Annotated in this window: 22 protein-coding genes and 1 tRNA gene; 10 read left to right on the plus strand and 13 right to left on the minus strand. The window is 70.9% G+C overall.

Annotated features, from left to right (window positions below; translation table 11 throughout):
• Positions 1-63: 63 nt before the first annotated feature.
• The 4 genes from Q5762_RS23005 (at position 64) to Q5762_RS23020 (ending at position 4,776) form a co-directional block, all read left to right on the plus strand.
• Positions 64-606, plus strand: a complete 543-nt coding sequence (locus tag Q5762_RS23005) for a DUF501 domain-containing protein (protein WP_315894099.1) — start codon at positions 64-66, stop codon at positions 604-606.
• Positions 603-1,541 carry a Ppx/GppA phosphatase family protein gene (locus tag Q5762_RS23010; protein ID WP_315894100.1) on the plus strand — a complete coding sequence of 313 codons (939 nt, stop codon included), beginning with the start codon at positions 603-605 and terminating at the stop codon, positions 1,539-1,541. The genes Q5762_RS23005 and Q5762_RS23010 overlap by 4 nt, the downstream gene beginning before the upstream one ends.
• Before the next feature lie 368 nt (positions 1,542-1,909).
• The gene (locus Q5762_RS23015) at positions 1,910-3,292 is read left to right on the plus strand and encodes an NAD(P)/FAD-dependent oxidoreductase (RefSeq protein WP_315894101.1); all 1,383 of its coding nucleotides are present in this window, start codon (positions 1,910-1,912) and stop codon (positions 3,290-3,292) included.
• A gap of 176 nt (positions 3,293-3,468) precedes the next feature.
• A complete protein-coding gene (locus Q5762_RS23020; protein WP_315894102.1) occupies positions 3,469-4,776 on the plus strand; it encodes a cyclopropane-fatty-acyl-phospholipid synthase family protein in 1,308 nt (435 codons plus the stop codon).
• A 61-nt stretch (positions 4,777-4,837) separates the two neighbouring features.
• Here Q5762_RS23020 and Q5762_RS23025 read toward each other — a convergent pair whose 3' ends face one another.
• Complete coding sequence (locus Q5762_RS23025) at positions 4,838-7,375, minus strand: FtsX-like permease family protein (protein ID WP_315894103.1); 2,538 nt, start codon at positions 7,373-7,375, stop codon at positions 4,838-4,840.
• Between the two features lie 129 nt (positions 7,376-7,504).
• Positions 7,505-8,275: an ABC transporter ATP-binding protein gene (locus Q5762_RS23030; RefSeq protein WP_315894104.1), complete on the minus strand. Its 771-nt coding sequence runs from the start codon at positions 8,273-8,275 to the stop codon at positions 7,505-7,507.
• A gap of 389 nt (positions 8,276-8,664) precedes the next feature.
• On the opposite strand from Q5762_RS23030, the gene Q5762_RS23035 reads away from it, so the two are divergent.
• From Q5762_RS23035 to Q5762_RS23045, 3 genes are all read left to right on the plus strand, one after another.
• A tRNA-Leu gene (locus Q5762_RS23035) sits at positions 8,665-8,746 on the plus strand.
• A 565-nt stretch (positions 8,747-9,311) separates the two neighbouring features.
• Positions 9,312-9,830, plus strand: a complete 519-nt coding sequence (locus Q5762_RS23040) for a ricin-type beta-trefoil lectin domain protein (protein WP_315894105.1) — start codon at positions 9,312-9,314, stop codon at positions 9,828-9,830.
• Between the two features lie 279 nt (positions 9,831-10,109).
• The gene (locus tag Q5762_RS23045; protein ID WP_315894106.1) at positions 10,110-11,000 is read left to right on the plus strand and encodes a Bax inhibitor-1/YccA family protein; all 891 of its coding nucleotides are present in this window, start codon (positions 10,110-10,112) and stop codon (positions 10,998-11,000) included.
• Between the two features lie 83 nt (positions 11,001-11,083).
• Here Q5762_RS23045 and Q5762_RS23050 read toward each other — a convergent pair whose 3' ends face one another.
• Complete coding sequence (locus Q5762_RS23050) at positions 11,084-11,647, minus strand: TetR/AcrR family transcriptional regulator (protein WP_315894107.1); 564 nt, start codon at positions 11,645-11,647, stop codon at positions 11,084-11,086.
• A gap of 114 nt (positions 11,648-11,761) precedes the next feature.
• Positions 11,762-11,992: a DUF4287 domain-containing protein gene (locus tag Q5762_RS23055; protein WP_315894108.1), complete on the minus strand. Its 231-nt coding sequence runs from the start codon at positions 11,990-11,992 to the stop codon at positions 11,762-11,764.
• A gap of 100 nt (positions 11,993-12,092) precedes the next feature.
• Here Q5762_RS23055 and Q5762_RS23060 point away from each other — a divergent pair, with 100 nt between their 5' ends.
• Positions 12,093-12,455, plus strand: coding sequence for a hypothetical protein (locus Q5762_RS23060; RefSeq protein ID WP_315894109.1), 363 nt, complete (start codon positions 12,093-12,095; stop codon positions 12,453-12,455).
• Between the two features lie 25 nt (positions 12,456-12,480).
• On the opposite strand, the gene Q5762_RS23065 is transcribed toward Q5762_RS23060, so the two are convergent.
• The 3 genes from Q5762_RS23065 to Q5762_RS23075 all read right to left on the minus strand — a co-directional run bounded on the left by Q5762_RS23065 (position 12,481) and on the right by Q5762_RS23075 (position 16,033).
• Positions 12,481-13,338, minus strand: a complete 858-nt coding sequence (locus Q5762_RS23065; RefSeq protein WP_399495241.1) for a hypothetical protein — start codon at positions 13,336-13,338, stop codon at positions 12,481-12,483.
• Positions 13,339-13,618: 280 nt separating this feature from the next.
• On the minus strand, positions 13,619-14,839 hold the full coding sequence (locus Q5762_RS23070; RefSeq protein ID WP_315894110.1) for an acetyl-CoA C-acetyltransferase: 1,221 nt from the start codon (positions 14,837-14,839) through the stop codon (positions 13,619-13,621).
• A gap of 180 nt (positions 14,840-15,019) precedes the next feature.
• Positions 15,020-16,033 (minus strand): SGNH/GDSL hydrolase family protein, encoded by a 1,014-nt coding sequence (locus tag Q5762_RS23075; protein ID WP_315894179.1) that lies wholly within the window; start codon positions 16,031-16,033, stop codon positions 15,020-15,022.
• A 119-nt stretch (positions 16,034-16,152) separates the two neighbouring features.
• Here Q5762_RS23075 and Q5762_RS23080 point away from each other — a divergent pair, with 119 nt between their 5' ends.
• Entirely contained in the window at positions 16,153-17,541 is a 1,389-nt protein-coding gene (locus Q5762_RS23080; RefSeq protein ID WP_315894111.1) for a cystathionine beta-synthase, read from the plus strand.
• A gap of 255 nt (positions 17,542-17,796) precedes the next feature.
• Here the strand turns inward: Q5762_RS23080 and Q5762_RS23085 are convergent, their stop codons facing one another.
• Positions 17,797-18,186, minus strand: a complete 390-nt coding sequence (locus Q5762_RS23085; protein WP_315894112.1) for a hypothetical protein — start codon at positions 18,184-18,186, stop codon at positions 17,797-17,799.
• 134 nt (positions 18,187-18,320) lie between these two features.
• Here Q5762_RS23085 and Q5762_RS23090 point away from each other — a divergent pair, with 134 nt between their 5' ends.
• The gene (locus tag Q5762_RS23090) at positions 18,321-19,160 is read left to right on the plus strand and encodes a MurR/RpiR family transcriptional regulator (RefSeq protein WP_315894113.1); all 840 of its coding nucleotides are present in this window, start codon (positions 18,321-18,323) and stop codon (positions 19,158-19,160) included.
• 26 nt (positions 19,161-19,186) lie between these two features.
• Here Q5762_RS23090 and Q5762_RS23095 read toward each other — a convergent pair whose 3' ends face one another.
• The 5 genes from Q5762_RS23095 to Q5762_RS23115 form a co-directional block, all read right to left on the minus strand.
• Positions 19,187-19,558, minus strand: a complete 372-nt coding sequence (locus tag Q5762_RS23095; RefSeq protein WP_315894114.1) for a hypothetical protein — start codon at positions 19,556-19,558, stop codon at positions 19,187-19,189.
• Positions 19,559-19,629: 71 nt separating this feature from the next.
• A complete protein-coding gene (locus Q5762_RS23100; RefSeq protein WP_315894115.1) occupies positions 19,630-20,076 on the minus strand; it encodes a roadblock/LC7 domain-containing protein in 447 nt (148 codons plus the stop codon).
• Positions 20,077-20,092: 16 nt separating this feature from the next.
• Complete coding sequence (locus tag Q5762_RS23105; protein WP_315894116.1) at positions 20,093-20,854, minus strand: transcriptional regulator; 762 nt, start codon at positions 20,852-20,854, stop codon at positions 20,093-20,095.
• Positions 20,851-21,276, minus strand: a complete 426-nt coding sequence (locus Q5762_RS23110; RefSeq protein WP_315894117.1) for a hypothetical protein — start codon at positions 21,274-21,276, stop codon at positions 20,851-20,853. The genes Q5762_RS23105 and Q5762_RS23110 overlap by 4 nt, the downstream gene beginning before the upstream one ends.
• A 194-nt stretch (positions 21,277-21,470) precedes the next feature.
• Complete coding sequence (locus Q5762_RS23115; protein ID WP_315894118.1) at positions 21,471-21,935, minus strand: SRPBCC family protein; 465 nt, start codon at positions 21,933-21,935, stop codon at positions 21,471-21,473.
• Positions 21,936-21,937 lie beyond the last annotated feature (2 nt).

The raw sequence follows: 21,937 nt of genomic DNA on the forward strand, positions 1-21,937 counted from the left end.
CGACCTATCGTCCCCACCCACCGGCCCCACCGACCGCACCCGACGAGAAGACAAGACGCAACGATGGAAACGCCCCCTCCGCAGACCGCACGCACCGAGCCGACCGAGGCGGACGTCGCCGCCTTCGAAGCCCAGCTCGGCCGCCCGCCCCGGGGGCTGCGCGCCATCGCGCACCGCTGCCCCTGCGGCAACCCGGACGTCGTCGAGACCGCGCCGCGGCTCCCGGACGGCACGCCCTTCCCGACCACGTACTACCTGACCTGCCCCCGGGCGGCCTCCGCGATCGGCACCCTTGAGGCCAACGGGGTCATGAAGGAGATGCAGGCCCGGCTCGCCACCGACCCGGAGCTGGCCGCCGCCTACCGGGCCGCGCACGAGGACTACATCGCCCGCCGGGACGCCATCGAGGTCCTGGAGGGCTTCCCGAGCGCCGGCGGCATGCCCGACCGGGTCAAGTGCCTGCACGTCCTCGTCGGCCACTCGCTGGTCGCAGGTCCTGGCGTCAACCCGTTCGGCGACGAGGCCATCGCGATGCTGCCGGAGTGGTGGGCCAAGGGCCCCTGCGTCAACCCGTGCGCGGAGAAGGAAGAAGGGGAGACGAAGTGACCCGGGTCGCCGGCATCGACTGCGGTACGAACTCCATCCGTCTCCTCGTCGCCGACGTCGCTGTGCCCGATAGCGCCTCCGGCGCGGGCTCGACGGTTGAGCTGATCGAGCTGGACCGGCGGATGACGATCGTCCGGCTCGGCCAGGGCGTCGACCGGACCGGCCGGCTCGCGCCCGAGGCGCTGGAGCGGACCTTCGCCGCCTGCCGCGACTACGCGGCCGTCATCGAGGAGCTCGGCGCCGAGCGGCTGCGCTTCGTGGCCACCTCCGCCTCCCGGGACGCCGAGAACCGCGACGAGTTCGTGCGCGGAGTCCTGGACATCCTGGGCGTCGAACCCGAGGTGATCACCGGCGACCAGGAGGCCGAGTTCTCCTTCACCGGCGCCACGGGCGAGCTGCACGGCACGGAGAAGTACCTCGTCGTGGACATCGGCGGCGGCTCCACCGAGTTCGTCGTCGGCAACAAGCACGTCGAGGCCGCCCGCTCCGTCGACATCGGCTGCGTACGGCTGACCGAGCGGCACGTCCGCAGCGACCCGCCGGCCGCCGAGGAGATCGCCGCGATCCGCGCCGACATCCGGGCCGCCCTCGACCTCGCCGAGGAGACCGTGCCGATCCGCGAGGCCGGGACCCTGGTCGGGCTCGCGGGCTCGGTCACCACGGTCGCGGCGATCGCGCTGGGGCTCCAGGAGTACGACTCCGAGAAGATCCACCACTCCCGTGTCCCGTACGAGAAGGTCGCGGAGATCGTCGACACGCTGGTCGCCTCCACGCACGCCGAGCGCGCCGCGATCCCGGTGATGCATCCCGGGCGGGTCGACGTGATCGTCTCCGGGGCGCTCGTCCTGCGGGAGATCATGGAGCGGACCGGGGCCCGCGAGGTCGTCGTCAGCGAGCACGACATCCTCGACGGAATCGCACTCTCCGTGGCATAACGGGCACGCCACGACGCACCCCGAGACAGCGCGTCGGGAAAGTTCGTGAAGTTCTTCACAAGGAAAAGAGCCCTGATGGGGGCGGTAGAGGGTCATCTAGGCCTCCGACACCCCTGTCGGGGCTCTTTCGTAGGTGGGAGGCCCTGTTCGCTCGATGTTTCCATCGTGTGAACGCACCCTCTGGTTCAGGGTTACCGGACCCTCTCCTGGCCAGTTCAGTAGGGGTGAACAACGTTCACCACCGCATCGTGGTTCCTTTGCACGACCATGACCTGGATCACGGGGCGGCGGAGTGTAGCAGAGGTGGTCCAGAACCTTGTGAAGGGGCGCACGAGCGACCCCCCTGGGAGGGGTGGATACTCGGATGCATGAGCACCACGGAGCGTCCCAGGATCCTCGTAGTAGGCGGTGGGTACGTAGGCCTGTACGCAGCACGACGCATCCTCAAGAAGATGCGTTATGCGGAAGCGACCGTCACGGTCGTCGACCCGCGCTCGTACATGACGTACCAGCCCTTCCTCCCCGAAGCCGCCGCAGGCAGCATCTCCCCGCGCCACGTCGTCGTCCCGCTGCGACGTGTCGTGCGCGGAGCCGAGGTGCTCACCGGTCGCGTCACCACCATCGACCAGGACCGCAAGGTCGCCACGATCGCGCCGCTCGTCGGCGAGGCGTACGACCTGCCGTTCGACTACCTGGTCGTCGCGATGGGCGCGGTCTCCCGCACCTTCCCGATCCCCGGTCTGGCCGAGCAGGGCATCGGCATGAAGGGCGTGGAAGAGGCCATCGGCCTCCGCAACCACGTCCTGGAGCAGCTGGACAAGGCCGACTCGACGACCAACGAGGAGGTCCGCCGCAAGGCGCTGACCTTCGTCTTCGTTGGCGGCGGCTTCGCCGGCGCGGAGACCATCGGCGAGGTCGAGGACATGGCCCGCGACGCGGCGAAGTACTACACCAACGTGAAGCGCGAGGACATGCGCTTCATCCTGGTCGACGCCGCCGACAAGATCCTTCCCGAGGTCGGCCCGGAGCTGGGCCGCTGGGGCAAGGAGCACCTTGAGGGCCGCGGTGTCGAGATCTACCTCTCGACCTCCATGGACTCCTGCGTCGACGGCCACGTCGTGCTGAAGAACGGCCTTGAGGTCGACTCCAACACGATCGTGTGGACCGCGGGCGTCAAGCCCAACCCGGCGCTCGCCCGCTTCGGCCTCCCGCTCGGCCCGCGCGGCCACGTGGACGCCCAGCCGACCCTCCAGGTCACCGGCACCGACTACATCTGGACCGCCGGCGACAACGCCCAGGTTCCGGACCTCGCCGCCCGCAAGGCCGGCGTGGAGAACGCCTGGTGCCCGCCGAACGCCCAGCACGCGCTGCGTCAGGCGAAGGTCCTCGGCGACAACGTGGTCTCCGGCATGCGGGGCTTCCCGCAGAAGGAGTACTCGCACTCCAACAAGGGTGCGGTGGCGGGCCTCGGCCTCCACAAGGGCGTCGCGATGATCGTCATGGGCAAGATGAAGATCAGGCTCAAGGGCCGGCTCGCCTGGTACATGCACCGTGGCTACCACGGCATGGCCGTGCCGACCTGGAACCGCAAGATCCGCGTCTTCGCCGACTGGACCCTCGCGATGTTCCTCAAGCGTGAGGTCGTCTCCCTCGGTGCGATGGAGACGCCGCGCGAGGAGTTCTACGAGGCCGCCAAGCCCGCCCCGGCCCCCGCCGCCGCGGCGAGCCAGGAGAAGGCCAAGGCCTCCTAGTTCCACCCGCTGTTCCCGTAAGGGCCGTCCGCCATCCGTGGTGCGGACGGCCCTTCGGCATGTCCGCCCGGGTGTTTTGCCGAGTCGTTGCGCGCCTACGGGACGAAAAACGCCTACCGAGGGTGTTTACGTGGTGACGAACATTTCTGGGGCACGACATCACGGAGGTGTGCACCATGGCCGACGCCGCATTGCGGCTGACCACTCTCGCGGAGGACCTGCTGGGGGCCCCGCTCCCGGTGCGGCTGCGGGCCTGGGACGGCAGCGAAGCCGGCCCCGCAGGCGCCCCCGTACTGATCGTCCGGCACCGCCGCGCCCTGCGCCGGATGCTGTGGAAGCCCGGCGAACTCGGCCTGGCCCGGGCCTGGGTGGCCGGTGACATCGACGTCGAGGGCGATCTGTACGAGGTCCTGGACCGGCTCGCGGGGCTGCTCTGGGAGCGCGGCGAGGAGACCAGGAGCGCCCTGGAGGCCGTACGCGACCCGAAGCTGCGGGCCGCGGCCGCCGCGCTGCTGAAGCTGGCCGGGCCCTACCCGCCGCCCGCGCCGCCCGCCGAGGAGATGCGCCGCCGCACCGGCTCCCGGCACAGCAAGCGGCGCGACAAGCAGGCGATCAGTCACCACTACGACGTGGGCAACGACTTCTACGCACTCGTCCTCGGGCCCTCGATGGTCTACTCCTGCGCGTACTGGACGGACGGCGGGACGCTGGAGGACGCCCAGCGCGACAAGCTGGACCTGATCGCCCGGAAGCTGAATCTGAAGGAGGGCGACCGGCTCCTCGACGTCGGCTGCGGCTGGGGCTCGATGGCGATCCACGCGGCCCGCGAGTACGGCGCGCGGGTCGTCGGCATCACGCTCTCCCGCGAGCAGGCCGCGTTCGCCCGCAAGCGGATCGCCGAGGAGGGCCTGACGGACCGGATCGAGATCCGGGTCCAGGACTACCGGGACGTCAAGGACGGGCCGTACGACGCGATCTCCTCCATCGGCATGGCCGAGCACGTGGGCGAGGTCCGCTACCGCGAGTACGCCGACATACTGCACGCCCTGCTCAAGCCGGGCGGCCGGCTGCTCAACCACCAGATCGCGCGCCGCCCGGAGCCGCACGAGGAGGCGTACGAGGTCGACGTCTTCATCGACGCGTACGTCTTCCCCGACGGCGAACTCGCCCCGATGGGCCGCACCCTGACGACGCTGGAGGACGCCGGCTTCGAGGTGCGGGACGTGGAGGCGATCCGCGAGCACTACGCCCTGACGCTGCGCCGCTGGGTGGCCAATCTGGAGGCCGACTGGGGCCGTGCGGTACGGCTCACCTCGCCGGGCCGGGCGCGGATCTGGCGGCTGTACATGGCTGCCTCGGCGGTCTCCTTCGAGCGCAACCGGATCGGCGTCAACCAGTTCCTCGCGGTGAAGACACCGGAGTCGGGGATCTCGGACGTGCCGCTGCGGTCGCGGGTCTGGAACGAGAAGGCACAAGGAACGTAGGAACGGTGAAGGGCCGGGCTCCCCGTGGGGAACCCGGCCCTTCACCGCGTACGTACCGGACCTACTCGGTCTTGATGGCCGCCAGCATGTTCAGCCTGGCCGCGCTGCGGGCCGGCCACATGGCGGCGAGGACGCCGACCAGTCCGGCCAGGACCAGGAAGATCCCGATCCGGTCCCAGGGCAGGACCAGGGCGTAGCCCGGCAGGCTGCTCTTGAACGTCTCGCCGATCGCCCAGCCGAGGAACGAGCCGAGGCCGATGCCGACCACCGCGCCGAAGAGCGAGATGACCACGGCCTCCAGACGGACCATCCGCTTCACGCGGCGGCGGTCCAGGCCGATCGCCCGCAGCATGCCGATCTCCTGCTGACGCTCGAAGACGGACATGGCCAGGGTGTTCACGACGCCCAGGATCGCGATGAGCAGGGCCATCGCGAGCAGGCCGTACATGATGTTCAGGAGCAGGTTGATCTGCCCGCCGAACAGGTCACGGATGTCCTTCTGGTCCATGACGGTGATGGCCGGGTTGTCGCCCATGGCCTGCGCGAGCGCCTTGTCGCCGGCCGCCGAGGACCCGCCGTCCATCGAGACGAAAATCTGCGGGATGTAGGACTTCTGCTCGTGGGCGGTGATGGTCTTCGCGTCGATCAGGACCGGCGAGACGAACTCGCTGTCCTCGTAGATCGCGCCGACCGTCAGCTTGCCCTTCTTCTTGTCGCCGTACTCGACCGGCAGCGTGTCGCCGACCTTCCAGCCCTGCTTGGTCGCCGTCTTCTCGGCGATCGCGATCTGGCCCTGGCCGAGCGAGCCGAGCGAGCCCTTGACGGTGTTGAGCTTGATCAGCTTCTCGATGTCGCCGGGGGTGACACCGGAGGCCGAGACGTCCTTGCCCTTCAGGGTGAACCAGCCGGCCTGCTGCGGCGAGACGGCGGTGGCGCCCGGGGTCTTCTCGAGCGCCGCGAGGGCCGCCGGGTCCAGGCCGTCACCCGCGCCCTCGGCCATGGTGATCAGGTAGTCGGCGCGGATCTGATCCGTCGTCATCTTGTCCAGGGCCGCGCCCACCGTCGTACCGAGCACGGTGAGGCCGGTGACCAGGGTCAGACCGATGGCGAGCGCGGAGGCGGTGGCCCCGGTACGGCGCGGGTTGCGGACCGCGTTGAGCCCGGCGAGCTTGCCGGAGACCCCGAAGAGACCGACGAAGAGCGGGCGGATCAGGGCGATCACCGGGCGGGAGAGCAGCGGGATCAGCACGATCACACCGATGAGGGTGACGAACGCGCCGCCCGCGATGAACATCCGGCCGTCGTCGCCGCCCTTGCCGGCGCCGAGCACGATCATGGCCGCGCCGATCGCGGTGATCACGGCGCCGACGGTGTTGCGGACCACGAGCGACTTGGTGGTCGCCGCCGCATGGACGCTGCTCATGGCGGCGACCGGCGGGATCTTCGCGGCGCGGCGGCCGGGCAGCCAGGCGGCGAACATGGTGATCAGGACGCCGACGGAGAACGCGGCGATGACCGGGGTGGCGGTGAGGACCAGCGGGCCGCCCGGCACCTTCAGGTCGAAGGCGTTCATGCCCGCGCGGAGCCCGGCGGCGAGCGCGATGCCCAGGCCGTAGCCGACCGCCGAGGCGATCAGTCCGACGATTCCGGCCTCGGCGAGGACGGAGCGGGTGATCTGCTTGCGCGAGGCACCGACGGCGCGCATCAGTGCGAGTTCCTTGGTGCGCTGGGCGACCAGCATGGTGAAGGTGTTGGCGATGAGGAAGACGCCGACGAAGAGCGCGATGCCGGCGAAGCCGAGCAGCACCTGCTTCAGATTGCCGAGGCCCTGCTCGATGTCGCGGGCCTGCTGGTCGGCGAGCGCCTGACCGGTCTGGGCCGTGGCGGACTTCGGGACGACCTTCAGGACCTCGTCGAGGAGCTTGCCGGCGTCGGAGCCGGGGGCGGCGACGATGGTGGCGTCCCGGTAGAAGCCCGGCTTCACGTACTGCTTCTGCGCGACGGCGGTGTCGAAGAGGACCATGCTGCCGCCGGCGCTGACCGCGCCGTCCTCGGTCGTGAAGACACCGGCGAGGGTGTACTCCTTCACCGGGCCGTTGGTGGCGACGCGGACGGTGTCGCCGACCTGGTAGCCGCCCTTGCTGGCGGTGTCCTTGTCGAGGGCGATCTGGCCGTCCTGGAGCGGACCCGCGCCCTGGGTGAAGTCGTACGCCCGGTCCTTGCCGTCGGCGCCGGGGGCGAAGTTGGTGCCCTTGTTGGACCAGCCGACGCCGATCAGCTTGCCGTTCTTGTCGGGCACGCCGGCGAAGCCGTCGGCCCGACCGGTGACGGAGGCGACGCCGTCGAGCTTCCCGAGGCGGTCGATGACGCCCTGGGAGAGGCCGGGCGTCTTCGCGGCCTCCTCGGGGGTCGGGTACATGGTCACGGCGACGGCGACGTCGTCGTAGCTCTTGGCCGACTGCTGGCGGAAGGCCTGGGAGAGGGTGTCGGTGAAGACCAGGGTGCCGGAGACGAAGGCCACGCCGAGCATCACGGCGAGGACGGTCATCAGCAGCCTGGCCTTGTGCGCGAGCACGTTGCGCAAGGCGGTACGGAACATGGGTGTGTCCTGAAGTGGGGGCCCGAGGGGCCGGAGGTCGAGGGGCGCGGGGTCCGGGGGCGGTGCCCGGGTCCGGGGACCGGGGGCGGTGCCCGGTCCTGGGTCCGGGGGCGGTGCCCCGGAGCGGCCTCAGCTCGTGCGGCCCTTGGCGTCGAAGGCCTTCATGCGGTCGAGCACGCCGTCCGCGGTCGGGTGGAGCATCTCGTCGACGATCCGGCCGTCCGCGAGGAAGATGACGCGGTCCGCGTAGGAGGCGGCGACCGGGTCGTGGGTGACCATGACGACCGTCTGGCCCAGCTCGCGCACGGAGTTGCGCAGGAAGCCGAGGACCTCGGCGCCCGAGCGCGAGTCCAGGTTTCCGGTCGGCTCGTCACCGAAGATGATCTCGGGGCGGGAGGCCAGCGCGCGGGCCACGGCGACGCGCTGCTGCTGGCCGCCGGAGAGCTGCGCGGGGCGGTGGCCGAGCCGGCCGGACAGGCCGATCATGTCGATGACCTTCTCCACCCACTGCTTGTCGGGCTTGCGGCCCGCGATGTCCATCGGCAGCGTGATGTTCTCCAGCGCCGTCAGCGTCGGCAGCAGGTTGAACGCCTGGAAGATGAAGCCGATCTTGTCCCGGCGGAGCTGGGTGAGCTGCTTGTCCTTCAGGGAGCCGAGCTCGGTCTCGCCGAGGCGGACCGAACCGGAGCTGAAGGAGTCGAGGCCGGCCACGCAGTGCATCAGGGTCGACTTGCCCGAGCCGGACGGGCCCATGATCGCGGTGAACTCGCCCTGCCGGAAGTCCACGGTGACCCCGTCCAGAGCGACCACCTGGGTCTCGCCCTGTCCGTAGACCTTCGAGAGATCCGTGGCGCGGGCGGCCACCGCGGTGGCGCGGGACACGGTGGGGGTGGTGGTCACGAGGGGGACTCCTGTCAACGCGGGATGTTCGGGAACCACTCCATCGTGTCGAACGTTGAGGCCCCGGTCGTCCGCCCACGTGCCCGTTCACAGGGTCGACTGGAGTCGGACCACACGGCCCGGCTCTCCTCCTGAGGTATGACGGGTCCCCTGAGACGCGGTACCCCTGGGGGGATGCTCCACACCGGGCCGTCGAGGCGGCGAGTTTCCGTCATTCCGCCGTGCCGGTTTTTGCGGCCGCGACCCGCGCCACAGTTCGCCGGAGCGGGCCCCACCTGCACTGACGCACCCTCAGACGTCAATAAAATAAGACAACATCGGGCCAGCGTTCCGCTGAACGAGGGAAGCGCCCCGATAGGCTCATGTGCCAATGCGGAGCCGCGCGCCATGCCCGGATGGTGGAATGCAGACACGGCGAGCTTAAACCTCGCTGGCCTTCGGGCCGTACCGGTTCGAGTCCGGTTCCGGGCACAAGCCGCCCCAAACGATCCACCTGCGAGGGTGGCGACCCACCGCCGCACCCATCGTGGGAACACGGCGGGGACACGTTGGTCCGGCGTCAAAGAGTGATCGGCTGCAGCTTGGTCCTGGCGATCGAGAAACGCCTGGGCAGCGGATCGTTCGGCGGCGGAGGAACAACCCGAGTTCTGGGCGGGACGGTCGCGCTCACCGGGCACGTGATGTGACCTGCCAGAACGGTGCGTTCCGGCCACCGCTCTCGGTGTCTTTGCATGGACCGGGTGTGGGCCTACTCCAGGCCCACGGCCGAGGGTCCGGGTGGCGGCGGGATACCGGTTGACTGGGCGGTCGGCTTCGCGCACTCTGTCACCTGCATGAAGATCATGCAGGTCAGGAAGCCTGGTGCGTTCAGGTCCCGGCCGGGGGGATGTCACCACAGGTTGAGGAACAGCCGCTACGCGCGCTGGTCCGCCGTCTGTCCTGCGCGCACGCAACTGGGGGATGCGCGTTTGCGGTGCCTCCGGTGACAGTAGGCGTCCCTCGCCTCGCATGACGTCACCTGAGAGGGACTCGCACCATGAAGAATCTGGCACGCGGCGCTGCCACCGTCCTGGCGGCATTCCTGGCCTTCACCATGCTCAACACGGCCCCGGCGCAGGCTGACAACTCCGTCGGACGCGTCATGAACTACCCCGGCAACGGCACCAAGTGCCTCACTCCCGAAGGCAACGGCACGTCCAACGGAACTGTCCTGACCTTCTGGGACTGCACCTACAGCTCCCTGCAGACGTACTACCAGGAGATCGGCGACGACCGCCTGATCCACAAGGCAAGCGGCAAGTGCGTCACGCCCAGGGGCAACGCCTACAACACCAACGGCGCCGTTCTGACGCTGTGGGACTGTGGGGCGCGCAACAACACGGTCCAGTCCATCCAGATGCCCGCGCGCGGCTACTACGCGAGCCAGGCCCGCATGAAGTACAGCGACAAGTGCTTCACCGGATACGGCAACGGCACCTCCAACGGCACCTGGGTCACTCTGTGGACCTGCGCCAGCCCCATCCCGGGCACGCAGAACTGGGGCATCACCAGCTGAACGAAGCCGGAGTGAACACTCCGGTCGAGCCCGGCCACGGCCCCCGCCGCTGGTGCGGCTCCCCGGTCTCCACCCTGGAGTGTGGCCGGGGAGCATCAGGCGTGGTGAGGGGCCACGGAGCCCTGCCGGCCAGGGCCATTCGGGGCACAGCTCACCGCCGTCGCCCCCGGCCCTCCCTGACGATCTCGGAAAGATCCTCCCCGAGCACTAGGGAGTTTCTTTTGCTTCCCTATTACTCTTGTGTCAAGGCTGCGCAGTGCGGCCGCATGGAGGAGTGAGATGAGGAGCAGCAACCCGGTCTTCTCGCGACGGGGGTTCAGCCGCGACACGGGTGGCGCCGGCTTCAGCCCGCCGCCGCAGCCGCCGCAGGCCGGGGGTCCCGCCGTCGGAACCAACCCGTACGCCCAGGGCGCGACGAACCCGTACGCGACGAACCCGTACGCGCAGGACACCCAGCTCGGCGCCCCGCAGCAGGCGCGCGGCGATGTGATGACGATCGACGACGTCGTGAGCCGTACGGCCATGACGCTCGGTACGGTCGTGGTCACCGCCGCCCTCGCGTGGTTCCTGCTGCCGGTCGACGAGGCGAACCTCGGCAAGTCCTACGGCATCGCCATCGGCGCCGCCCTGGTCGCCTTCGTCCTCGCCATGGTGCAGTCCTTCAAGCGCAAGGCCTCGCCCGCGCTGATCCTGGCCTACGCGGCGTTCGAGGGTGTCTTCCTCGGCGTCATCTCGGCCACCGTCTCGACGTACATCTCGCCCGGTGTGGTCGCGCAGGCGGTCCTCGGCACGATGGCGGTCTTCGCCGGTGTGCTGATCGCCTACAAGATGCGCTGGATCCGTGTGACCCGCCGCTTCTACGGCTTCGTGATGGCGGCCGCGATCGGCTTCATCCTGCTGATGGCGGTCAACGCGCTGTTCTCGCTCTTCGACGGCGCCGGTGACGGCCTGGGCTTCCGCAGCGGCGGCCTCGGCATCCTCTTCGGTGTCATCGGCATCATCCTCGGTGCCTGCTTCCTCGCCCTCGACTTCAAGCAGGTCGAGGACGGCGTGAACTACGGCGCCCCGCGCGAGGAGTCCTGGCTGGCGGCCTTCGGCCTCACCCTGACCCTGGTGTGGATCTACCTGGAGATGCTGCGTCTGCTGTCGATCCTGCAGGGCGACGACTGACGCACCCCTGGGTGACCCGTGTGACGTTCAGGGCCCGTCCGGCTTCCGCCGGGCGGGCCCTTTCGCGCGTCTGGGCGGCGCGCCTAGGTCTTGAGCGCCGCCTCCAGGAGGACCCGCGCCGCGTCCTTCGCCCGGGTGGCCGGCTCGGGGGAGCCCTCGATGCCGGCGACGGCCATGGCGCCGTTGGCGAGCAGCGCCAGCTGGTCGGCCAGATCCGACGGGGCGCCGAGTGCCTTCGTCTGTTCGGCGAAGTAACCCCGCAGCGCCTGCTTGTGCCCGCGGGCGATGGCGGCGACGTCCTCGGAGATGCCGCCCATCTCGCCGAAGGTGTTGATGAAGGCGCAGCCGCGGAAGCCCGGGTCCGCGAACCACTCGCCCAGGTAGTCGAAGACCGCCAGGGCGCGCTCGTACGGGGTGGTGGCGTGGGCGGCCCCGTGGGCGGCGATGGCCTCCCGTACGGCGCTGTCGCGGCGGTTGAGGACGGCCCAGACCAGGTGGTCCTTGGACGGGTAGAGCTGGTAGAGGCGCTTGAGCGAGACGCCGGACGCGGTACGGATGGCGTCCATGCCGACCGCCTGCACCCCGCGTTCGTCGAAGAGCGTCTCGGCGGCCTCCAGGAGCCGTAGCTCGGCGGTGTCCGTGTCCATCGCCCGATCACTCCCTGCGTAGAGAACCATCGTTCTCCTACTCTACAGGGAGAGAGGGAGAGCGATCGTTCTCCTCGGAGTGAGCGGCCCGCGCGGGCGGGCCCTCACGTGACCTCAGAGCAGGCGGCGGGCGGCCCGGCGGAGGTCGTACTCGTGGATGATCGCCTTCGCGTGGCCGTACGCGAGGTCGTGTGCGCCCCGGAGCCAGCTGACCTTCTCCTCGAAGCGGACGAGGGAGGGGCCTTCCTCTACGGTGCGGAGCCAGTCGGAGACTTCACGACCGGTGCAGTGCGGGATACGGGCGAGCAGGTTGCGGTGGGTCTCTTCGGAGAATACGTGGGACATCGGCGCCTCCGGACGCGTGTTGCCGTGTGCTCCTTCCCGTCACCGTGCCCGAGTGTCCGCCCGTTGGCAACAGTCCCGGACGGGCGCGTAGGGTCGCGGCGTGCTTGATACGAGTGAACTGACCGCCGCCGTCGAGCGGTTCGCCGACCGGCTGCGGGCCGCCCCGCAGAGCCGCCTCCAGCGCGGCGCGGCCGCCGAAGGGCTCGCGCTGGCCAGGGAGTTGGCGCTCCGTGCGCAGCGGGTCGAGGGGGGCTCGGAGGGGGAGCCCGAGGGGCCCGTGGGGTCTGCGGGGGCCGGGCGGGTCATGCCGGACGTCGGCGTTTTCGTGGTCGCCGACCAACTCCTCGTCGCCGGGACCGATCTGGCCCTGGCACTGCGAACGGCCCCGGCCGGTCCCTGGGAGCGGGAACTGGGCGAGGCCGTGAGGCTGGTACGGGAGTCGGCGGAGCGGTCGGGGCTGTAGGGGCTGTACGGCCGCGATCCCTCGGTCAGAGGGATGCGATCACGCGGTCCGCCAGGATGTAGACGTTCTCGTCGTCCGCCTCGCCGAAGGAGAACGTCAGGGCGTACGCGCCCGAGACGCCCGAGCCGCCGAGCAGGACCGGCGTACGGCCGGCGCGCAGGGCGTCCGCGAGGCGCTCCGCGGTCTCGCGGTGGCCGGGAGTCATGCAGAGCGTGGTGCCGTCGGCGAAGACGTACACGTCGAGCGTGCCGAGCGGGCCGGGGCGTACGTCGGTCAGCGCGGTGCCCGTGTCGGCGAGATCCTCCAGGCGCGAGACCGTGCGCTCGTGGTCGGTGACGACGGGCGTCTGGACCGGCACGAAGTCGGGGTGCGAGGGGTGGCGGCGGCGGGCCGCGGCGAGCTCGGGGGAGTCGTCCGCGTACTCGGTCAGCTCCGGGAACTCCTCCAGGACGCCGTCCACGCCACCGGGGCCGTCGAGCCCGGCGGCCTCGGCCTCCAGTGCCTCCAGGGCCATGGCCTCAAGGCCCACGAAGTCGGCCTGGCGCGGCACGTAGAAGGGGCCGCCGTCGTCGGCGGGGCCGCCGAGACCGCCGAGCAGGGAGGGCGCGTCGGCCGCGTCCCGGGCCTCCTGGGCCGCCCAGAAGGCGCGCGCCTCGGCGAGCTCGCGCTCGCGCTCCTCGGCCAGCGCCTCGGCGACCGCGGCCCGTATCTCGGCGGCGGGCGTCTGGCGGGCGTGCGGCACGGACACGCCGGGCCCGGCGGCGAGTTCGCCACGCAGGGCGACGACCTGCTTACGGAGACCGTGGGCAGCGCGCAGGGCGGCGGCGCCCACGACCGTGGCGGCGGCCGTGGTCACCAGCAGGGCAAGAGACATGGCGCTCACTGACGTACTCCCGATTCCGAGTCGATCCCCCCGACTTCCTACAGCAGCTTGTACTGAGGGCGCGCCCCCTGTCAGTGCATTACGTCACGAAATGGACAGGTATTTGTGCCAGGTGTTTAGTCCCGTAACTGCTGTGACCTGGGGTTATGACTCTCCCCCGGGACATAGGTCACATCCTGGGGGAGATTCGGTCACGGCTGGGACGCGACGGGGTTGGCCGAGGGCCCCGGAAGCCATTGGCTGCCGTCCCGGAAGCCAGTGGCTACGGCTCGGCTGCGGCTCAGCTCAGGCGCTCGATGACCATGGCCATGCCCTGGCCGCCGCCGACGCACATGGTCTCCAGGCCGAACTGCTTGTCGTGGAACTGGAGGCTGTTGATCAGCGTGCCGGTGATGCGGGCGCCGGTCATGCCGAAGGGGTGGCCGACGGCGATGGCGCCGCCGTTGACGTTCACCTTGTCCAGGTCCAGGCCGAGGTCCTGGTAGGACGGGATGACCTGGGCGGCGAAGGCCTCGTTGATCTCGGCGAGGTCGATGTCTCCGATGGTCAGGCCGGCGCGCTTGAGGGCCTGCTTGGAGGCCTCGACCGGGCCGAGGCCCATGATCTCGGGGGAGAGGCCCGAGACGCCGGTGGAGACGATGCGGGCGAGCGGGGTCAGGCCCAGCTCGCGGGCCTTGGTGTCGGACATGATCACGAGCGCGGCGGCGCCGTCGTTGAGCGGGCAGCAGTTGCCGGCGGTGACCAGGCCGTCGGGGCGGAAGACGGGCTTGAGGCCCTGGACGCCCTCCAGGGTGACGCCGGCGCGCGGGCCGTCGTCCGCGCTGACGACGGTGCCGTCCGGGGTCGTGACCGGGGTGATCTCGCGCTCCCAGAAGCCGTTCTTGATGGCCTGCTCGGCGAGGTTCTGGGACCGTACGCCGAACTCGTCCATCTCCTGGCGGCTGATGCCCTTCCAGCGGGCCAGGTTCTCGGCGGTCTGGCCCATGGCGATGTACGCGTCGGGGACGAGGCCGTCCTCGCGCGGGTCGTGCCAGTGGGAGCCCTCGGACTCGGCGACGGCGACGGTGCGGGCCTCGGCGTCGGCGAAGAACGGGTTGTGCGTGTCGGGGAGGCTGTCGGAGTTGCCCTTGGTGAACCGGGAGACCATCTCGACGCCGGCCGAGATGAAGACGTCGCCCTCGCCGGCCTTGATGGCGTGCAGCGCCATGCGGGAGGTCTGGAGGGAGGAGGAGCAGTAGCGGGTGACCGTGCAGCCGGGGAGGTGGTCCATCCCCATCTGGACGGCGACGATCCGGCCCAGGTTGTTGCCCTGCTCGCCACCGGGGAGGCCGCAGCCGAGCATCAGGTCGTCGATGTCGCGCGGGTCCAGCTCGGGGACCTTGGCGAGGGCGGCCTGGATGATCGTCGCGGTGAGGTCGTCGGGCCGCAGGTCCTTCAGGGAGCCCTTGAAGGCCCGGCCGATCGGGGAGCGGGCGGTCGAGACGATGACGGCTTCGGGCATCACGGCTCCAGGGGGTGCGGAGTGGGCGGACAGAACGGGAAGTTACCTGCACGTACGCGACAGGTCACCGCCTTGACAGTGTGACGCGGACCTCTTTTCTAAGCGAGCGCTCAGTTCTCGGCCGTACGGCCACCCCTTGCGGGTGGCCGTACAGCCACGCACTGGCGGGTGGCCGTACGGTCACGCCTTGCGGGTCGCGTCCTCCGGGTCCGGGGACGTGGGCGTCGGGGTTTCCGTCGTCGGGAGGCGCCGCCGCCTGCGGTGCTTGAGCAGGGCCCACGGCGCGCGGGCCGCCGTGACCTCCGTGCCCGCCTCCCGGGCCGCCTCCGCCGCCGCCTTCGCCACCGGCAGCATGTCCTCGTGCCGGTCCGGCTCCAGACGGTCCGTTTCCGGCCACACGCCAAGGACCGCGCACACCGTCGGCAGCACCGCCATCGCCGCCGTCGCGTACCCCTCCGCCGACGGGTGGTAGTTGTCCGCCCCGAACATCTCCCGCGGGTTCGCGGCGAACTCCGGGCCCAGCAGGTCGCCCAGCGACACCGTCCGCCCGCCCTGCTCCACCACCACGATCGTCTGCGCCGCCGCCAGCTGCCGCGACGCCCGCCGTGCCATCCACCGCAGCGGCTGGTAGACCGGCTCGATCGTGCCAAGATCCGGGCAGGTCCCCACGACCACCTCCGCCCCGGCCGTCCGCAGCCGCCGCACCGCCGCCGCGAGCAGCCGTACCGACTGGGTGGCCGGCATCCGGTGCGTCACGTCGTTCGCGCCGATCATGATCACGCAGACGTCCGGCGGCCCCGCAGGGGCCGACAACAGCAGCGACACCTGGCGCTCCAGGTCGTCCGAGCGCGCCCCCGGCAGCGCCACGTTCCGCAGCACCACCGGACGCTCCGCCACCGCCGCGAGCCCCGAGGCCAGGAGCGCCCCCGGGGTCTGCCCGGCCCGCCGCACGCCCTGGCCCGCCGCCGTCGAATCACCCAGAAGGGCCAGCCGGAGCGGGGGCGAGGCGGGCTCCGTGGCCTCGAACGAGCGGCCGTACAGCCCGTCCGCCCCCGGCGGCAGCGGTGCCACCCCGCCCCCCACGTTCCGCTTCGCCAGCTGCACCTCGGCCAGGACCACACCCACCGCCGCCACACCGATGAGCCCGATGCTCCCACCGCCGTACGCCGCGCCCGCCGCGATCCGCCGTGCCACCCTCGCCCTCGACATAGGGGCAGTCACCTCCTTCAAGCCGTTCAGGATCTAACTGCCCCGTAACCCGCTCCGACTACGCATACGCTGGACGCACCATTACGGAGACCCCGGAGATTACGGTGCAATTCCACGACTCGATGATCAGCCTCGTCGGCAACACCCCGCTGGTGAAGCTCAACAACGTGACGGCCGGCATCCAGGCCACCGTCCTGGCCAAGGTCGAGTACTTCAACCCCGGCGGCTCGGTCAAGGACCGCATCGCCCTGCGCATGATCGAGGCGGCCGAGGAGAGCGGCGCGCTCAAGCCCGGCGGCACCATCGTCGAGCCCACCTCCGGGAACACCGGGGTCGGCCTCGCCATCGTGGCCCAGCAGAAGGGCTACAAGTGCATCTTCGTCTGCCCGGACAAGGTGTCCACCGACAAGATCAACGTGCTGCGGGCGTACGGCGCGGAGGTCGTGGTCTGCCCCACCGCCGTCGACCCCGAGCACCCGGACTCGTACTACAACGTCTCCGACCGGCTCGTCCGTGAGACCCCGGGCGCCTGGAAGCCGGACCAGTACTCCAACCCGAACAACCCGCGCTCCCACTACGAGACCACCGGTCCCGAGCTGTGGGAGCAGACGGACGGGAAGATCACCCACTTCGTCGCGGGCGTCGGCACCGGAGGCACCATCTCCGGCACCGGCAAGTACCTGAAGGAGGTCGGTGGCGGCAAGGTCACCGTCGTCGGCGCCGACCCCGAGGGCTCGGTCTACTCCGGCGGTTCCGGCCGGCCGTACCTGGTGGAGGGCGTCGGCGAGGACTTCTGGCCGACCGCGTACGACCGGAACGTCACGGACCGGATCGTCGCCGTCTCCGACAAGGACTCCTTCCAGATGACCCGCCGCCTCGCCAAGGAGGAGGGCCTCCTGGTGGGCGGCTCCTGCGGCATGGCGGTCGTGGCGGCCCTGGAGGTCGCCAAGGAGCTCGGCCCGGACGACGTGGTCGTCGTCCTCCTGCCGGACTCCGGGCGCGGCTACCTCTCGAAGATCTTCAACGACGAGTGGATGGCCGACTACGGCTTCCTGGAGGACACCACCTCCGCCACCGTCGCCGACGTCCTGCGGCACAAGGAGGGCGTGCTGCCCTCGCTCGTCCACATGCACCCGGAGGAGACCGTCGGGCAGGCGATCGAGGTGCTGCGCGAGTACGGCGTCTCCCAGATGCCGATCGTCAAGCCGGGCGCCGGACACCCGGACGTCATGGCGGCGGAGATCGTCGGCTCGGTCGTCGAGCGCGAACTGCTCGACGCCCTGTTCACCCAGCGCGCCTCCCTGGAGGACCCGCTGGAGCGCCACATGAGCGCGCCGCTGCCGCAGGTCGGCTCCGGCGAGCCGGTCGCCGACCTGATGTCCGTGCTCGGCGAGTCGGCGGACGCGGCGATCGTGCTGGTCGAGGGCAAGCCGACGGGTGTCGTCAGCCGCCAGGACCTGCTCGCCTTCCTGGCGAACGGCGGGGTGAAGTAGCCCGATCCGCCTTCGAGCGGGCGTTCGTGCAAACGGTACGAGCGCGACACGTCCGCGCAGCACCCGCTTAACACGCGTCAGGCACATTGGTCGTTGTCGGCGTCAAGGACTACGGAGCGGCTCCCGGAACTCCTCGCGACGCCACGGACGCGGAGACCGGCCCTGACCCGGGCCCGTGTCCCCCGCGGGGACCGCCGTCGTCCCGCCCCCCGGTTCGCCGGGGGTGCGGCGGTCCCCGCGCTACTCCCCAGGGCCCTAGTCCCCATCACGCGGCGACAGCGGCAGCCGGTCCTTGAACGCGTGGACCGCGTTCACGCCCACGATGCCGAGCCAGGCCACGATCAGGCCCGGCAGCTCGGCCTGGGCGACGGCGATCGCGGAGAGCGGGATCGCCAGGATCAGCGAGATGATCCCGAAGCCGAACCGCTCGCCGAAGCCCTCGACGCCCGTTCCCGGCGGTCGGGCGCCGCGGGCCGCGGCCACCTGCTGCTCGGCGAGGCGGCGCCGTACCTGGCGGTCCAAGGTGACGTCCAGGCGCTCCTCGACCTTGCCGAGGAAGGAATCGACGAGTTCCGCCTCGTACTCCGTGCCCAGCTCACGGCGGGCGTGCAGGGTGGCGTCCAGGTCACTCTTGAGCTCGTCCATACTCGCCACGGTAGAGAGCGGCGGCCTTCCGCGTCGGTAGGGCTACCCCCCGCTTTTCTTGCCCTGCTGCATATTTTCATGCAGAGTTTGAGATGGCTGAATAAGTGGGGCGGAACGAGCGGATGGGGGACGGCGTGAGCGACAGCCCGGCCGGGCGGCTGCAGGCGCTCTTCGAGGGGCACCGGCTGACACCGACACAGCGGCGGATCGCGCACTGCATGGTGCGCCGCGCCGCTGACGTGGCGTTCCTGTCCAGCGTGGAGCTGGCCGAGCTGGCAGGCGTCAGCCAGCCCTCCGTCACCCGCTTCGCCGTCGCACTCGGCTTCGACGGCTACCCCGCCCTCCGCCGCCACCTCCGCGAGGTCGCCCCCGCCGGGGAGGCCGCGGGCGAGGTTGGCGAGCACAACGAGTACCAGCAGGCCGTCCTCGGCGAGATCGAGAACCTCCGCCACCTCGCCGAGCTGCTCGCCGACCCCGCGCCCGTCGAGCGCGCCGGCCGGCTGCTCGCCGCCTCCCGGCCGCTGCCCGTGCTCGGGCTGCGGGCCGCCTCCTCCCAGGCGCGCGGCTTCGCGTACTTCGCCGCCAAGGTCCACCCCGACGTCCGCCTCCTCGACGAGGGCGGCTCGATGCTCGCCGACCGTATCGACGCGACCGTACGGGCCGGGGCCACCGCCCTGCTCTGCTTCGCGCTGCCCCGGCACCCCCGGGAGGTCGTGGAGGCCCTGGAGTACGCCCGGGGCGCCGGGCTGACCGTGGTGACGGTCGCCGAGTCGGCGTTCGCGCCCGTCGCCGCCCACAGCGACCTGCTGATCCCGGCCGCCGTCGGCACCGGCCTCGCCTTCGACACGGCCTGCGCGCCGATGCTGCTCGGCCGGGTGCTGCTGGAGGCGATGGCCGACGAACTGCCCGACGCCCAGGCGCGGTTGGAGGAGTTCGACGCCAAGGCGGCGGCTCGCGGACTGTTCGTGGAGTAGCCCGACAGTAGCCCGACGGCCGCTGCTCAGATATCCAGCTCGCTCTCGATCTTCTTCAGCTGGTGGCGGGCCATCGCCAGGTTCGCCCGGTCCTTGTTCAGCGCCAGGTACAGGAACAGGCCGTTCGTGCCCCGCCCCTTGAGCAGCCGGATCAGGTGGTACTGCCCGCCGAGCGTGATCAGGATGTCCTCGATCTCGTCCTTGAGGCCGAGCATCTCCATCGTCCTGACCTTGGCGCGGACCACGTCCGTGTTGCCCGCCGCCGCGACGGTGAGGTCGAGGTCCTTGCCGCCGCCGATCGTGCCGAGGGCCATGCCGCTGGTGTAGTCGACCAGCGCGGCGCCGATGGCGCCGTCGATGGACGCGGCTTCCTTGAGGGCGGTCTCGGTGTTCGCCATGGGTGTCGCACTTCCTCTTCGTAGTCGTATGCGTCGTGTCGTCGTGTCGTCGTATGCGTGATCCGGTGGAGCTACTGGTTCAGGTCCTTCGCGTCCTTGCGGTCCAGCGCCCCGTCGACCAGCTCGCCGATCCGGGCGCTGGACCGCCGGGCCTCCAGATGGAGCCGGCCCACGTTGATCCGGGGCTCGGCGAGCAGGGTGAGGACGGCGGAGCCGCCGGCCGCGTACGTGGCGACATAGCCGTCCGCGCCCCGGACCAGGAGTTCGCGGAAGCCGCCCTGGCCGGTGGACTCGGTCAGCCGCTGGGAGACGCCGAGGGCCGCCGCCGTCAGCGCGGCCACCCCCTCCGCCTCCGCGTCGACCGTGTCGTGGGCGAGGACCAGGCCGTCGGCGCTGGCCGCGAGCGCCCCGGTGAGCTGGGGCAGTCGGGCCCGCAGCCGTCTCAGCTCGCCGAGCACCTCGGCTTCTGCCGACATCAGCAATCTCCTCTCGGCGCGCAGGCGCAGGGCACGCCGCATCACAGGGCCCGCCTCATCACAGACTTGCCTCCAGGGCGTCGCGGAGCCGGCGCAGCAGGGCGATGTCCGGGTCGGTCGCGATCTCACCGACCCAGGCGGGGACGGCGGGCGGCGGTGCGGCCGCCACCGGGTCGGGCGGGGTCTCCACCAGGCCGGCGGCGGCGAGGCGGCGCACGTCGAGCAGGGTGTGGAAGGCCGGCCGGCCGAGCACCAGCGCGATGTCCGCCGGGGTCCTTACGCCGTCGGCGGCGGCGAGCAGCGCCCGCTGGCGCAGGCTCACCGTCTGTCCCGGGGCGGGGGCGCGGGGCACCACCGGGGCGGTGTCCACGGAGCCGTACGGCCAGACGCTGTCGAGCAGTTCACGGCGGCGTACCGTCTCGCGCTCGACGGCTTCGGTCGAGACCGGCCGCACCGGACCGAACCAATGGGCCACGCCGTAGCGGAAGCGGGTCGGTCCTGTCGCGGGCGCGAGGGCGAAGAACGCCGCGTCGTAGACGGCGCCGAGGTGACAGATCTCCAGCTCGCCGTCGCGCAGCCGGCCGCTCTCCACCAGGAACCGGCCGACCGCGTGCCGCGCCCCGGCCCGGTCGACGGCCTCGTCCCAGCCCTCGCGGGGCAGCCGGCCGCCGGTGGTCAGCAGGACGTCGAGGCCGGGCGCGGCGGGGCTCTCGGCGTGCGTGACGCGGCCGTCGACGAGGTAGAGCGTGCCGTGGTCGCGCAGCAGCGCGCCGGTGGCCCGCTCGGCGGCCAGCCGGACGAGCATCGGGGAGACGGTCATCCGAGCACCAGCCTCTCGGCGAGGTCGCGCAGGCGGATACGGGCGAGGGCGAGGTTGCCGGTGTCCCGGTCCAGCCAGAGGTGGAGGAAGACGCTGCTGTCGAAGGCGGTCTCCACGAAGCGGAGGACGTGATAGCCGCCGCGGGTGGTGACGATCAGGTCCTCGACGGGCGGGCCCTTGGTCAACTCACCTGCCTGGACGGGGGGTTCCCCCACCTGCTTGGCCTCTGTCGTCGCGAACGAGTCGTACTCCGCCGCCGCGCGGGCCAGTTCGGCCGTCTCGGCGGCCGTCGTCTCATGGTCGCCGACCGGCGATTCGCCCGCCGTACCGAGGGCGAGACCGCTCGTCCAGTCGACCAGTGAGGCCCCGCGCGCGCCCGGCAGGCTCATGGCCTCCGACAGGCACTCGTCGATTCCGGGCACGCGGGTTCCCCTCCCGATGCGGCGTGCGGGCGTACGGCAGTAACGGTGACGCTACTCAACGTTCCGGTCGCGGGGAGGGGTTCTGGCATTTTCCATCGGAACATGCCCGGAACATGCATGCACATGATCACGCCGCGGAACATGCCGCGTCGGGCGACCGAAAGGATCAGTGCCGCCGCTCCCGACCGAAAGGATCAGTGCCGCCGCTCCAGCGAGGACGCCACGTCGTCCAGGTCCTTCGCGAGCGCCCGGCTGACCGCCTTGGCGCCGAGCCGGCTCAGCAGCCTGGTGAGGAAGCCCATGCGGTTCCCCTCGGCCGGGGTCGCCGAGAACGTCATCCGTACCGTCGTCGCGCCGTCCCCGGCCGGGCGCAGTGCGATCTCGGAGACGTAGTGCATGCCGTGCGAGTCGGCCACCGTGACGTAGCGGTCCGGCGGCTCGGCCTCGGTCACGGTCATCTCCTCCGTGGCCTCCTTGCCCATCATCCGCCGGGTCTCGCGCCAGCGGGTGCCCACGCCGAAGCCGCCGTCGGTGAGCACCTCGACCCGCTCCACGCCGCTGAGCATCCGTGGCATCTCCGCCAGGTCCGTCAGCGCCTCCCAGACGGGCCCGGGAGACACCTCGATCCGGCGTTCGACGACGACGCTCCTGGTAGCCATGG

Source organism: Streptomyces sp. P9(2023), assembly GCF_032436795.1.
In the GTDB taxonomy this organism is placed as follows: Bacteria; Actinomycetota; Actinomycetes; order Streptomycetales; family Streptomycetaceae; genus Streptomyces.

Coding starts and splice junctions, on each gene's coding strand:
- Q5762_RS23055 (WP_315894108.1), bottom strand. CDS start 11,992: ATGTCCCACGTATTCTCCGAAGAGACCCACCGCAACCTGCTCGCCCGT.
- Q5762_RS23100 (WP_315894115.1), bottom strand. CDS start 20,076: ATGCGGCGTGCCCTGCGCCTGCGCGCCGAGAGGAGATTGCTGATGTCG.
- Q5762_RS23070 (WP_315894110.1), bottom strand. CDS start 14,839: ATGCCCGAAGCCGTCATCGTCTCGACCGCCCGCTCCCCGATCGGCCGG.
- Q5762_RS23095 (WP_315894114.1), bottom strand. CDS start 19,558: ATGGCGAACACCGAGACCGCCCTCAAGGAAGCCGCGTCCATCGACGGC.
- Q5762_RS23050 (WP_315894107.1), bottom strand. CDS start 11,647: ATGGACACGGACACCGCCGAGCTACGGCTCCTGGAGGCCGCCGAGACG.
- Q5762_RS23025 (WP_315894103.1), bottom strand. CDS start 7,375: ATGTTCCGTACCGCCTTGCGCAACGTGCTCGCGCACAAGGCCAGGCTG.
- Q5762_RS23015 (WP_315894101.1), top strand. CDS start 1,910: ATGAGCACCACGGAGCGTCCCAGGATCCTCGTAGTAGGCGGTGGGTAC.
- Q5762_RS23040 (WP_315894105.1), top strand. CDS start 9,312: ATGAAGAATCTGGCACGCGGCGCTGCCACCGTCCTGGCGGCATTCCTG.
- Q5762_RS23105 (WP_315894116.1), bottom strand. CDS start 20,854: ATGACCGTCTCCCCGATGCTCGTCCGGCTGGCCGCCGAGCGGGCCACC.
- Q5762_RS23115 (WP_315894118.1), bottom strand. CDS start 21,935: ATGGCTACCAGGAGCGTCGTCGTCGAACGCCGGATCGAGGTGTCTCCC.
- Q5762_RS23005 (WP_315894099.1), top strand. CDS start 64: ATGGAAACGCCCCCTCCGCAGACCGCACGCACCGAGCCGACCGAGGCG.
- Q5762_RS23045 (WP_315894106.1), top strand. CDS start 10,110: ATGAGGAGCAGCAACCCGGTCTTCTCGCGACGGGGGTTCAGCCGCGAC.
- Q5762_RS23020 (WP_315894102.1), top strand. CDS start 3,469: ATGGCCGACGCCGCATTGCGGCTGACCACTCTCGCGGAGGACCTGCTG.
- Q5762_RS23085 (WP_315894112.1), bottom strand. CDS start 18,186: ATGGACGAGCTCAAGAGTGACCTGGACGCCACCCTGCACGCCCGCCGT.